The 13,391-nt window shown below is 39.7% G+C and carries 11 protein-coding genes and 2 pseudogenes; 5 read left to right on the top strand and 8 right to left on the bottom strand.

Features of this window, described 5'->3' with window-relative positions; translation table 11 throughout:
* Positions 1-45 precede the first annotated feature (45 nt).
* The 4 genes from J4861_RS00595 to J4861_RS00580 form a co-directional block, all read right to left on the bottom strand.
* Entirely contained in the window at positions 46-204 is a 159-nt protein-coding gene (locus tag J4861_RS00595) for a hypothetical protein (RefSeq protein WP_009012736.1), read from the bottom strand.
* A gap of 112 nt (positions 205-316) precedes the next feature.
* Positions 317-2,599 carry a carboxypeptidase-like regulatory domain-containing protein gene (locus J4861_RS00590; RefSeq protein ID WP_211816269.1) on the bottom strand — a complete coding sequence of 761 codons (2,283 nt, stop codon included), beginning with the start codon at positions 2,597-2,599 and terminating at the stop codon, positions 317-319.
* Between the two features lie 182 nt (positions 2,600-2,781).
* Positions 2,782-3,003: a cysteine peptidase family C39 domain-containing protein gene (locus J4861_RS13460; RefSeq protein ID WP_083822550.1), complete on the bottom strand. Its 222-nt coding sequence runs from the start codon at positions 3,001-3,003 to the stop codon at positions 2,782-2,784.
* 682 nt (positions 3,004-3,685) lie between these two features.
* Complete coding sequence (locus tag J4861_RS00580; protein ID WP_009012739.1) at positions 3,686-3,853, bottom strand: hypothetical protein; 168 nt, start codon at positions 3,851-3,853, stop codon at positions 3,686-3,688.
* A gap of 280 nt (positions 3,854-4,133) precedes the next feature.
* Between J4861_RS00580 and J4861_RS00575 the strand changes: the two genes are divergently transcribed.
* The 4 genes and pseudogenes from J4861_RS00575 to J4861_RS00560 all read left to right on the top strand — a co-directional run.
* The gene (locus tag J4861_RS00575) at positions 4,134-5,366 is read left to right on the top strand and encodes an aminotransferase class I/II-fold pyridoxal phosphate-dependent enzyme (RefSeq protein ID WP_211816268.1); all 1,233 of its coding nucleotides are present in this window, start codon (positions 4,134-4,136) and stop codon (positions 5,364-5,366) included.
* Entirely contained in the window at positions 5,367-6,065 is a 699-nt protein-coding gene (locus J4861_RS00570) for a TetR/AcrR family transcriptional regulator (RefSeq protein WP_211816266.1), read from the top strand.
* 236 nt (positions 6,066-6,301) lie between these two features.
* Positions 6,302-7,711, top strand: a complete 1,410-nt coding sequence (locus J4861_RS00565) for a DUF3945 domain-containing protein (protein ID WP_211816264.1) — start codon at positions 6,302-6,304, stop codon at positions 7,709-7,711.
* A 20-nt stretch (positions 7,712-7,731) separates the two neighbouring features.
* Positions 7,732-8,769: pseudogene (locus J4861_RS00560) on the top strand (DNA topoisomerase); the annotation flags it as partial.
* Between the two features lie 253 nt (positions 8,770-9,022).
* Here J4861_RS00560 and J4861_RS00555 read toward each other — a convergent pair.
* A complete protein-coding gene (locus J4861_RS00555) occupies positions 9,023-9,475 on the bottom strand; it encodes a hypothetical protein (protein ID WP_211816262.1) in 453 nt (150 codons plus the stop codon).
* A gap of 339 nt (positions 9,476-9,814) precedes the next feature.
* Between J4861_RS00555 and J4861_RS00550 the strand changes: the two are divergent.
* Positions 9,815-10,318: pseudogene (locus J4861_RS00550) on the top strand (topoisomerase C-terminal repeat-containing protein); the annotation flags it as partial.
* A gap of 222 nt (positions 10,319-10,540) precedes the next feature.
* On the opposite strand, the gene J4861_RS00545 reads toward J4861_RS00550, so the two are convergent.
* The 3 genes from J4861_RS00545 to dcm form a co-directional block, all read right to left on the bottom strand.
* Positions 10,541-11,017: an HU family DNA-binding protein gene (locus tag J4861_RS00545; protein ID WP_042856397.1), complete on the bottom strand. Its 477-nt coding sequence runs from the start codon at positions 11,015-11,017 to the stop codon at positions 10,541-10,543.
* Between the two features lie 270 nt (positions 11,018-11,287).
* Positions 11,288-12,019 (bottom strand): NgoBV family restriction endonuclease, encoded by a 732-nt coding sequence (locus J4861_RS00540; RefSeq protein WP_061869498.1) that lies wholly within the window; start codon positions 12,017-12,019, stop codon positions 11,288-11,290.
* A 12-nt stretch (positions 12,020-12,031) separates the two neighbouring features.
* Positions 12,032-13,306, bottom strand: coding sequence for a DNA (cytosine-5-)-methyltransferase (dcm, locus tag J4861_RS00535; protein ID WP_211816260.1), 1,275 nt, complete (start codon positions 13,304-13,306; stop codon positions 12,032-12,034).
* Positions 13,307-13,391: the final 85 nt, after the last annotated feature.

The following is a 13,391-nucleotide window of genomic DNA, read 5'->3' as shown; positions in this document are numbered from 1 at the left end:
GTTTATGAAGTAAGCCAGCACCCTCAAATTGTGAATTTAGTTATTCTAACAATTTACACAGTTATTATAAACTCCTCCACATATCCATTTTCCTTTTCCGCCATAAATCTCATCTGCTTGGTCATCGTTTAGAATAAGACAGTCAAAATCACTCTCAGACATCATTGGAATACTTTCCATTGATTTTAAAATTTTCTTTTCCATTTTTTTAAGGATTAAAGTTGTATGCTTACTCTTTTATAGATTTTCAGCTACCTCTATTTTTATATTTAAAATGCGCATAAATTAAATATCTAATCAATCATAGCTATACCTTCTATTTGCTTCCTGACAAAATGCCAGAATTGGTATCACTATTATTTATTCGTTTGTTTACATTGTTCTTGTGTTTACCGAAGTCTACGTTGATATATGCTTCAAGCATGAATATTCTGTTCAGGTCATGCGAAAAAGCATCCTGCCTGTAAGGAGCTAGCTTCGACCAGTTCTCTACATACTGACTATACTTGCTACTGAAAGGATTCAACACCTGAGCTTGTATGCCCCAGTTATCCTTATTATAGCCGATAGATATTGAATGTAGAGTCTCCTCCTTGGTTAAAGTCTCTCCCCATAGTATTTTATGCCCTTTGCTGGCACTGGCCATCAGGAACCAATTCCCTTTCAAAAAGGTAACAGAACCATTTACACCAAAATCAGAATAGGTGTGGGTATAATTATTTCCCTCACTTATGTATCTGTTCAAGTATGTGCTGATATTAACCTGAAGATTTTCACCGAACGGAGTCAGCTTCAGATTTAAATTATTCTGCAATCGATGAAAACCCCTCTGATTTTCCATTGTACGTATATACTTATTATTCTCGAACAATGTCGTTTCCATTAATGGCTTATCATCAAAGCTGTATCTGATAAGATAATCCAAATCCAACCATTTGTACTTCCAGTTGATAGTCAAATCATTAGAAACGAATTTTACTGTCTTAAGATTAGGATTTCCTCGTCTAACTTGATAATTATCTATATTCTGACTCACATCATTCATATCTGATAATGATGGAGAATAACCTGAAATATAGCCAGTGTATCTAACAAGTAAATTCTTGGTCAGATTGTATGATAATTTAAGTGTTGGCCGAAAAATAATTTTACTCTGGCTTACATCTCCCTGACTGTTATATGTTCTCATTACACCACTACCCATGGTGTATACCAATTTCCCTACCTTAGACATAAATTCCACATACCCATAGGTCTCAGCTGTTCGCATGCTTATATTCGCATTGATGGTTCCACCATAATTATTGGAAACGAAGGCCTGATTATGTTTTATGCCAAGTGATAACATGGAATTTTTAATCTTTTGCTCATAAATAGCCTCAGCGATGAGCGAATATTTATCACCTTTTGTCTGTGATGCATATTCCTCAACAGAATTTACTCCTCTCTGAACAAAATGCCTATTATTCTTAGTTTTTATATAGGTTCCTACCACGTCAATAAACAGATTCTTTCCTTTAGCCAATTCTGTCTGGTAATAAATATCTAATGAAGGTATATTTTCCCTCGACTTTTCATGATCGGATATTTTATATTCCTGTCCAGCACTTGTAAGTTCGGATTCTCTGTCTGATATGGAATAAGGCATATCCATATATGACTGTCTATAGTTAATACTGAGTAGATGGTTATTTTTATTATAGTCATAACCTAATAGGAAATTCATCCTGTCATACTTTACCTTTGTAGGCAAGCCTGTTTCCACATTGTATAGTGGAGTTGCAGTTCCATTAAAGGTTTCAACATTTTCACGTATCCATTTCAAATCTCTGCGTTCCCAATTAGATATAAACTTGAAAGACGAACTTCCAAAATGATAATTAGCGGAAACATTATAATCTCCTGTTCCAACTTTATTTATGCCATTGGTTAAATCGACTGAGAAATTTCCACCTGAGTTCCTCCGTTTCAGAATAATATTAATGACAGCTCCCACATTTCCATAACGCAATCCCGGATTATCATGGTATTCCACCTTTGCTATATCGTCTGGTCTTAGAGATTTCACCTCAGGAAGCTTTGCCTTTACTCCATTAATTTGTAATTCAACTGTCCCTCCTGTAGTCATCTCTATACTATTGTTAATAGAATTAATCTCAATGCGTGGAAGACTTAAATTCTGCAGTAACAAAAGTCCATTACTGGATGCCTTCCGTTGCAGACTACTAGGAATAAGTATCTGTCTGTCAATTTTCTGAATTTTATTACTACCAACAACTTTTACCTCTCCTAAAGTCTTTGGCAATACCATCAGTTTAATCTTTCCCATATCAACATCATCCGATGCATTATTACAGGTAATATATTGGTCTTCATAGCCTATATATGACAGATGAACGATAAAGTTATTCGATTGAATATTTTTAATATGAAATTCACCCACATCATTGGTTACGCCGCCAGACAAGAATGTCGAATCTGTCGACAGAATTCTGACTGAACATCCAATTACTTCCTTGTCGTTTTCATCAATAATGTTTCCTCTTACACTCACTTGAGAGTATACTCCTTTGGAAAACATCAGAAACAGGATCATCATAAAAATATGCCTCATTTTTTGTACCATTTTGATAATTTCCTTATAATTTTACATTTATATCTTTAGTCTATTTTGAAACACCCTCTTTTATTTCCTTACTACTTGCTCCATCGCTATCAAACATCACACTTTACGTTATATTCTTATTACCTATAGGCGAAAGAAGTATTCTTATGTTTCCATTAAAGTCCTATAGTTTTAATGCCAAATTTCTCAGCAGCTTCTTTTATTCCCAACATAGAAATACCTTCTGTAGTTGCATAACATATGCTAGACAAGAAAGCTTGGCTAAAGTTCTTACCGTAATATTTACATATCATCTGTAAGCAAGTGGTACCACACATCATAGAATCTGATTGTCTAAAAAAGGTAATCGCCTCATTGTAATCGTATTTTCTCCTCATTACCAGCACCTGTTCCCTTGAACTTGCTGCGGATGTAGATGCGATTTGTGTTGCTTTTCTCTGTTACCATAAAATTTATTTCCAATGGTGTTTGTAGCCAACATTACACATAAGGATTCTTCGGAGAGAAGTCTGTTACATAAAATATAGAGTATCATCTTTTTGATTTGAAAATATTAATAACTGTTCAGGGAAAACTAATATTCCCCCCATAAAAGTTATAGATTTACTCGATTGCTCTACAATTTGAGACATGAAACTTTTTAATGTTGCGACATTAATGTTGAGGTCTTTTCCTATTTCAACAATAGATTGTTCATAACTCTTTTCCCAATATTGGTTATGATATATCCAAGAAATGGAGGAATTGTATATATTGTCTGATAATTACTCAGAATTAACAAACATATTCTTTCTTACGATGTATGAGCAGGTTGCCTCATTTCTCACCGAGTACGCTCTATTTAAAATAACATATTGCATTTCGTATAAAATTAGGTAATTAATAATCTATGCCAAAATTGAAATGAGCACTATCAGAAATTGCACTTTATGATGGTTGGGGTTAAAACTCATGCCAAAACTGCATTTCAAGTAATGGCATGACTTTGTTCTTTGTTATTGGAGCATCAAGTCTAAAGTAGATTTTTAATAAAGCATTAATTCTCCCTTCGCTCATTGTTTAGCTGTAAATGGCACCATCAGAATCTTCTGAACCATCTTCAGTAGGAACCTCAATTATTACGACTTTTTCTGCACCACTGCTGCAATGATAATCTCTATATGCTTGACCTCCCTTTACTTCTTCCAACTCTGAAAGTCGCAAATTTTCTATAATTTCTTTATTCATCTTTTGTTATTTTATTTTCACCTACTCGTGTAGCTTTTCAGTTACCGCTTCTTTAATTATTTCAGTTCGGTTTAGATTAGCCTTCTTATAGCTTCTGGCATTGCTTCCCTTTGTACAGTAAGGTCTGTTCTATAATTATACTAATTATAATCTTAACGATGCAAATATACAAATCTATATTGTTTATAACAAGAAAAACAAGGTTTTTTTCAAAAAATTTTCAACTTCTCAATATTTTCGCTACATTTGTAGCTATATTTACTATCTACACATTGTTTATATGAATAAAAAAATTATTTCATTAAAAGATTTCGAGATTACTCCAAATGAGAATGTAATCGAACGGAGCCAAAATTTCCAAAGCTACATAGACCAAATGGAGCAGTTCGGCTGCAAGAGTTATTGGGTCATGGCAAGAACGGGAGTAGGAGCCAAGATGCAGATAGAGGGCTATGATGGTGAAGTTTCCGCATACATTTCCAATGATTACCTTGGTATGTCGCAAAGATCAGAAACTAAAGAAGCTGGCATAAATGCCGTCCTGAAATATGGCACAGGGGCAAGTGCCGCACAAGCCATAGGAGGCTATCTAGATATTCATAAACAATTGGAGGAAGACATAGCGAAGTTTGTAGGACAAGAAGATGCCATCCTTTTTTCATCTGGCTTTGGCGCTAATGCAGGTTTACTTCGTGCCATATTGGGAAAAAATGACATAGCCTACATTGATTCGTATATCCATACCAGTGCCACGAGTGGTTTAATTGGAACCAATGTAAAACATATAGGACACAATGACATTGACTATCTTGACATGATTCTTGAACGGGAAACAGGAAAATATCAGACTCGATTGGTCATCATTGATGGGGTCTATTCCCAAAATGGAGATTTGTCAAAACTCCCAGAATATATCACAGTCTGCAAGAAACACGATTGTCTTCTTATGATGGATGATGCCCATGGTATTGGAGTTATGGGAGAAAATGGCAGAGGAACAGCCGAATATTATAATTGCTTGGGACAAGTAGATATTATTACAGGAACTTTCAGTAAATCCTTCGGATGTGTCGGTGGTTTTGTTGCCGCGTCAGAAAAACTGATTCAGTATCTGAGATATTATGCTGACAGTAATGTCTTTTCCGCAGCAATGACTCCACAGGTTGCAGCATCTACACTGAAGGCACTGGAACTTATACAGACACGTCCTGAAATTCGCAAGAAATTGTGGACCAATGTCAATTATCTGCGCAAACGACTGACAGAGGAAGGCTTTGATATAGGCTGTTCGGTATCAGCAATATTCCCTATTATGGTCAGGGACAATAGAAAAGTATATGAAATAGCACGTGAATTACAAAAAAGATGTATCTTTGTAAGCGGTATCACATATCCTGCGGTAAGAACCAAGGAAGCACGGCTTAGAGTCAGTGTGTTGGCTTCACACGAAATAGTACAGTTGGAGCAATTGGTGACCGCCCTTGTGGAAATTAGAAAATCAACACCTTTTTAGATGGCAGAAGAAGAAAATAAACCCAAAAGATACAGAAGGACAAATGTCGATATACAGGCTGACATTATCAAGGCAGCAGAAAGTCTGATCAAGAAAAAAGGCTTTGCATCAATGTTGGTAACAGAACTTATCAAGAAAGCCAGAATCGAACCGCTTGTCTTTTATAACAGATATGATAATCTTAGTGAGTTTTATGATGAATTCGTTAAGAGATACGACTATTGGTTTAAGGATGTCCTGACTGATATTCCATTTCCTACTGATTCAGAATTGGGCTATATCAGTATTTTCAAGGATGTACATAAGGCACTTCAGGACAAATCCGTAATGTTGGAATTACTGCGTTGGGAAATAGCAGAAGGAAATCAGACCACGGTTCGTACAGCTATGCTCAGGGAAATGCACACATTACCTCTTGCCAATTCCTATGAAGAGAAATTTAAAGATATTGACATATCAGCCATATCGGCATTGATTATAGGTGGCATATATTATCTCAATCTCCATCGCGACCGTTCAAAGTTTGCCGATATTGACTTGAATACGGAGCAAGGCAGAAAACGTATAGAAAATGCCTTAGAGGAACTTGGACACATGATATTCCACAACCATGAAGTAAATAATTATAAAAAAGTAGTTGCTGAAAGAATGAAAGAAAACGGTATCAGCGATGAAATCATAAAAAAGTGTTTGGATTAAACCATACAGTTCAAAGAGATTCCCCACTTATCCAGCGTGATAATTGGGGAATTTTCTTATTATAGAAACTATATTCTAATAAAGTGATATTTTAGGCTTTACCATAAACTAAACATAATAGATTGTTTCCCATAAATTCCTTTTATTTCCTACTTTACCCGAAAACTTTTTCATCTCTTCATATACCTATAATTTAGCAGCTTGATAACAGTATTCATCATTAAAATTATCAAGCAATGGAATCAAACAGCAATGACAATTACGTGCTGGTCTTGGAAGACCGCACGGAAGTGAAGAATGAAAAGGAAGCAGGAAAACTCTCCGTAATTTCTGGTATTGACGACAAGGGAAACCTTAAAAGCACCGAGGCAATCGCTGCCAATCAGGCAGCGTTCTTGAAGTTCAACAACAAGGACGGACTCCTCAAAAACTTCATGACTAACTTCCTCAAACAGTTCAATAACCCGACTCATTTTGGGCTGTACAAGGTATTGGCTGACAATGTGGAGCAGGGCGTGGACAACCTGCGTACTATGTTACAAAGCCGTGAGAAGCCCGAAAACAAACAGCAACTGGCAGAGATGGGCGTTCCCTTTGAGGACTATCTGCCCCAGCAGAAGAATGCCACCGCTATCGACCCCGAAAAGGTGGATTGGAAGATACTCGACAATCTCGGACTTACCCGTGAGCGATTGGAGCAGAGTGGAGAGTTGGCAAAAATGCTCAACTGGCAGAAGAGTAATCTCTTAACGATTGCCGTACCTATTGGAGACACTACTATCTACACCGAAGCTCGCCTTGCTTTTCGCACGGACGATAACGGCAATATCGGTTTGGCAATTCATCCTTTGAAAAAAGAACCACAGCTTGACTTTCCCTATATGGGCTACAAGTTCTCTCCCGAAGAAAAGGAGGCACTTCTCACTACGGGCAATCTCGGTAAAACCATCGAGGTAACACCCAAGAACGGAGAGCCTTTCTCTGCATACGTTTCTATTGACCCGCAGACGAATGAAATCATAGCCCTGCGTGCCGACCGTGTGAACATCCCTAAGGAGATCAAGGGCGTAACGCTCTCTGATGCCCAGTACAAAGAACTTGTGGAAGGCAAAGCCGTGAAGGTGGAAGGTATGACTGCCAAGAGTGGTAAGACCTTTGATGCAACTTTGCAAGTCAATGCCGAGCGAAAGGGCATTGAGTTCATCTTTGACAACAACAAGAGTTTAAGAGAACGACAGGAACACAAACAGGCTCAGCAGCAAGGTGTTCCACATAAGCTTTGCGGCTTAGAGTTATCAGAAAAACAGCGTGAAGCTTTGGATAGCGGTCGCACACTATATCTAAAGAATATGGTGGACAAGCAGGGACAACCTTTCAACGCATATGTTCGCATGGACAAGGAACAGAATAGACCACGCTTTTATAAATGGAATCCCGACAAGAAGCAGGAAACCGGCAAGGAAAAGGTGGTTGCCGTAGCCGAAGAACACAAAACACAGGTAGCCGTAAACAACCATGGCAAGACGAATGAAGCCACCAAAGACGTGAAAGAACCGCTGAAAACGGGACAGACACAGCCTACTGCTGAGCAGAAGCAAAAGCAGGACGAGAACAAGCAGAAAAAGTCCCGTGGACGTAGAATGTAACCTTAAAACCATTCAGCACTATGACAACTTGTATTATTGCCGAGAAGCCCTCGGTAGCCAGAGATATTGCCCACATTGTAGGAGCAACGAGCAAGCAAGACGGATATATGGAAGGCAGCGGCTACCTCGTCACTTGGGCAATGGGACATCTCATAGCCCTTGCCATGCCCGAAGCCTACGGTTTTTCTGCCTATAAAGCTGAAGACCTGCCCATCCGTCCCAATCCATTTCTGTTAGTGGTACGACAAGTACGTAAGGACAAGGAGTATGTATCAGACCCTGCAGCTTTGAAGCAACTCAAAGTGATACGCTCCTGCTTTGACAAGGCAGATCGTATCATTGTCGCCACCGATGCAGGGCGTGAAGGTGAGCTCATCTTCCGCTATATCTACCAACATCTTAATTGTAAAAAACCTTTTGACCGCCTTTGGATAAGTTCTCTTACCGATAAGGCTATTCGTGAGGGACTTTCCAATCTCAAACCTGGAAACTGTTACGACAATCTCTATCATTCTGCCAAGGCAAGAAGCGAAGCCGACTGGCTCGTGGGTATTAATGCAAGTCGTGCGCTGTCCATTGCACGCAAGGGAGGCTATTCTTTGGGGCGGGTACAGACCCCGACACTTGCTATGGTCTGCCGTCGGTACATAGAGAACCGTGATTTTTCTTCCGTGCCTTATTGGAAACTCTCCGCTCTCATGGAGAAAGAGGGCGTGTCGCTGAAAGCCATTGGCAGTGCAGACTATGAGAGTGAAGCCACGGCACAGACTGCTCTCACTACACTCCGCAGTCAGAGCCAGCTTACAGTGGAATCGGTCGCAAGAAAGGTAACGCATACATCGCCACCACTCTTGTACGACCTCACTGCCTTGCAGAAGGAAGCCAACAGACGCCAAGGCTTTTCTGCAGACAAAACCCTCTCGATTGCCCAGAGCCTCTATGAGAAGAAGATCACGACCTATCCCCGCACAGGCAGCCGTTACATCAGTGAAGATGTCTTCGAGGAAATACCCACCCTGCTGCGTAAGACAGGCATGCCACTATCAAATCCACTTAATCATATTGTAGGGCATTTGGTTGTTGCCTCCCCACGGAATATAGCTCAACTTGTCACTGAGCATGGTCGGTATGATGTCAACGTCCTCCTTGAATACGGCTGACGAGTTGACGGTGAAAGCGGTGCGGGCTTCAATGCCGGGGATGCTTTCTACTGAGTTGAAATTAAGAGAGTCCATAACTTGCTGTTGTTTTCAGCGAAGTTATGGACTCTGTATGAGGTTAGAAAAGACGTAGTTATTATCTGATGAACATCTATCCAGCAGCGTTACATTCACATGCTTTTTTATAAGATACTTTTTTACGATGAGCTAAATTGACAATCATGGTAGGTATAGAGCATACGAAAATACCAATAAGTATCCCCACGATATAAGCAAAGATTGAATCTATACCAAACTCAATACTATTTTTAATATTCCGCATATATGCAGTAAATGCAATTCCGACAATAATACCTATGGGAATTGCTATCGAAGCCATTTTATTTGTGATTCTTTCATATTTTAGATATTCTTCATAGCATTTTTTACAGCAAAATGCCTTAAAATGACGTACATATTTGGTTTCCTTAAGATAATTACCACCCCAATTATATCCAGGTGTGAATTCTCTCTTTACAGTTTCTTCTTGGTTAATTGCTCTATCGTATGATAATTTCCCGGTGATATTAGCACCGCAAAATGGGCACGTTATTTTATATTCCATTTTTCAGAACTATTTGAAAATTTCGTTTTGCAAAGGTATAAAATATACCACCACCAAGCAAATATACCACCTAAAAAGTGGTATATTTGCTGAAATGACCTTGAAAAATACCACCACACATTCAACATACCACCTCAAAAGTGGTATATTAAAGGCAATCTGATTACAAAAATACCTCTAAATCGTTCACTTTGAAGATGCAAACGTCGCGTATGCAGCGCATTTCGCCAGATTTGAGCAGTTTTACGTTGCGCCAACCTCCGTAGAAATCGTAGCGTAGCGAGATGACGTTGTGAAGTTCGAGGATGCTTCCGTCGGACTTCCACACGGAGAGGTCTACTTAATCACCATTCGGTGGACAATACAAAAGTAACCGATCACCATGCCATTATTCCTACGGGAGAATCGCCTTCGAGGTTGTCAGCAGACGAAGCAACTGTCTATCAAATGGTTGTTACACGTTTTGTCGAAGCCTTTTCACCCAATTCAGAAGAAGAGCGTATGCTGGTGCGATTCACTGACGGCACCAATACCTTTACTTGGAAGGCATACCGACAAATCTCTTTGGTTTGGAAAGCTGTACAGAAAGGTAAAGAAGTAGAAGCTGAAAAGAAAGAAGATGGTGATGAACAGATTTTACCTTCATTGTCGAACTTGACTGAAGGTGAAGTCTGCGGCATACTTCTCTCTGAAGATAGCATCCGTGACTTGATAAGCTCTGGTTGTACGCCTATCCTTAAAGGGCTGACCAGCAAGGCAGGCAAGAAATTCAATGTCCGACTTGTTTTGAAGGATGATTATACCACCACCTTTGAGTTTGAACAAAACAAGAAACGGAAATAGCCGACCTCCTTCTATACCGATACCCGTGTCGTTTCTGCCATCTCAGACGCACTTGCCTCCATAAATCTGCAGAAAGACGATGTTTAGTCCCATCTATAGGCATGGATGCACACATTTGAAGTTAAAAAGAAAAAGGCTGCTCCAGCAATCAACTTTGCCCGAGCAGCCAATTCTTTTACTCACAAGGTTTGTGATTCTTTCACAACAACCGTTAGGCGCACTTTACGGTTCTGGGACAGGTTCAGGCTCTGGTCCCGGTTTCTTTTTCCCGATACCGCCCTCTTCTTTCTTCTTAGTCTCCTTTTTCGTCACCTGCTCATAGGCAACATCGGTCAGCGTAAAGTACTTGGTTGATGCCACCAGACGCACCACAGGCTTTTCGATATGCACCTGCGCACGGAAAGGCGTACCCACTTCAACGGCTTTACTCTTGAACGATGGCTTCAGCGTACCGAGATCGCCAAAGTCCACGATGTCGCCATTAGCCACAATGTCGCGAGCCGTTTCAGTAGCAAGATTAAGAACTGCCGCCACTTCCTGTGGATTGAAAGTAGTAGACTTAGACACACGTTCGCAGAAGTTGCGGAAATCCACACGGTGTCGTCCCGTAGGTTGGGCAATCTGTACGGTTTTCTCACCCGCCTTGCCCACATTGAGCTTGCGCTCAGTCAGAATAAATTGTAAAGGCTTGTTTGCCATAGTATACACAAAGTTGGTCTGCATTGTTAGCCTTGCGTGAGTCGAGACCATAAGACCCACAAAGGTGGCTGTCATGGGCAACCAACAGCAAAGATAGTAATAAAATTTTATCAAACCAAGAACTAACAAGAAAAAGCTCCTAAGCTTTTTAGAAAAAGGTTAGGAGCTTTTTGAAGAAAGCTTAAGAGCTTTTTGCCGAAAGCTTAGGAACTTTTGAATATTACTTAATAGCTTTCTGAAAGAAAGGTAAGAATTTCCCAAGAAAAACGATTATTTCTTTCCTTGATAAATCTCCTCAATGTCCTCCCAACGTGGAATGGTTATCTTTCGTCCAGAAAAAGCATTATAGCTATCCTGCATTTTCTTTCGCCAGCCGATGGACAAAGCTCTTGTATCTGGGTAATCAACCAGTGTCTGTTCTAAGGCTGAAAGATAATGTTCCAGGCTTTGGAACAACGGGAATTTTGCCTTATTAGCATACCATGTTGCAGGACGTATCTTGTTTATCTGCTCATTCTTGTACTGCACATTGAGTGCCCATTTGTCCGACGAACGACTTATTTCCCAAACGTTCTTTATCCACAAGTCTTTGATAGTAACAATACCCTCGTCCGACATGTTATAACCGAATATCAAATACTTTGTATCCAGTTCCCATGGTTCTTTCAATATAGCTTTAGCATAACCCGTAAAGTCGGCGAGATCAAAAGCAGGCGAAGCATCTCTATTGAATGCCTTGACCTCTAAAAGAGAGTGTTTCTTGTCGTCAGGGTCGAGGTAGAAGTCGGGGGGAAGTTGTGGATTATCACTTGGCAGGTAGGCTATTTCACGTTTTTTAAACCAGCCCTCCAGCCACTCTTGAACAATATTTCCCACAACATCTTTCTGTTTTACGATAATATCTACATCGCCAAGAAAGAACTGGATTTTTCCATCAAGGCTTTTAATGTCGTAATCATCTAATAGTCTATTATAGACTTCTTCTGGTGTAAGTTTTTCCATATATCTGATATTTTAAATTGCATCTAATAGTCTTGCTGCAACTGCCTTGATGACAGGTACAACCACGGTGTTACCCAACAGGTCGAAAGCTTCTTTCTCTGGCAAATCAAGCTTGTAATCCTCAGGATAGCCGAAGAGCCTTAACCCCTCCCGAATAGTAAGCCGTCTTATTCCTCCTGTGTCAGGGACATAGAGTTTCTGCATATCCATAGCAACCAAAGTTGGAGCAACCTCATTGGGCGAAAGAACTTTGTTTACTTCAAAACTTAGTTTCCCTGAAACGATATTATAACCTTGTGGCTTTGTTGTGTCGTATTCCCTGTAACTGGCTTTATTGCCGTTTTCATCTGTTACCCAAACTTTTTTCTTTGGAAACTCATACTTCAAATATCCTTTCTGTTCAAGGCTACTAAGTAGGACATGCAAATCATTTCCTTTGTAGAACGAAGCTATCATGTCAGCAGTCAAAGGCATTCCGTCCATCCATTCAATGCCATATAACTCTGCCCACTTCTTCTTACGTCGTTCAGTTAAAATCTGATTCAAGAGCATACGTTCTGCTTTGCTCGTAGGACCTTTTACCTGTAAGTCCCAACTATGGATATTATTTTTTCCACCACGCTTGTCCTTGATGGATTTCCCATAAAGTTCTTCTAAAGTAAAATTCTTCAAGAGAAGTCGGGTAAATTTTGTATTAGAAACTGTTTTCCCTGTTTCCATAATATCACGCATACAACGATGAACTATTGGGAAATCAGTTAAATCAGGTGCTTTCTGCAATGTCCCGACAATATAAATTCTTTTACGTTCTTGCGGTACACCAAAATCCTTTGAGTTAAGAATACGATGACTAACTTTATAACCAGCAGAATGAAGATGGTCTAAAATAATCTTGAGAGTTTTTCCGCCATCATGATTGACCAGCCCCTCAACGTTTTCGAGAATAAATCCTTTAGGCTTCTTTTCTAATAAGATACGTTCAACGTCAAAGAATAATGTTCCTCTCGTATCAGCAAATCCTCTTCTATTACCTGCTGCACTGAAAGCCTGGCAGGGGAAACCTGCACAAAGAATGTCGAAATCGGGAATGTCAGCCGCATTTATTTTGGTTATATCACCTGTAATCGTGTCTGTGGGGTGATTCTGCTCAAGCACTTTTATAGCATGGGGCTTAATCTCCGAAGTGAAAACACACTCGGAAACATCAGCACGCTCTGCGATTGCTTGTTCCAATCCTTTGCGTATTCCGCCAATCCCTGCGAAAAGGTCTATAAATCTTATCTTCATCGTATTGTCTCGCCAAATTTTGACTTGCAAACTTACAAAAAAATACCGATATAAACAATAAAGCACAAGCATATATTAGGTTTAT

The sequence above is a fragment of the Prevotella melaninogenica genome (assembly GCF_018127925.1).
GTDB classification, from domain to species: Bacteria; Bacteroidota; Bacteroidia; order Bacteroidales; family Bacteroidaceae; genus Prevotella; species Prevotella melaninogenica_C.
Note: the sequence above shows the minus strand (reverse complement) of the source record. Positions and strands in the feature narration are given on the sequence as shown.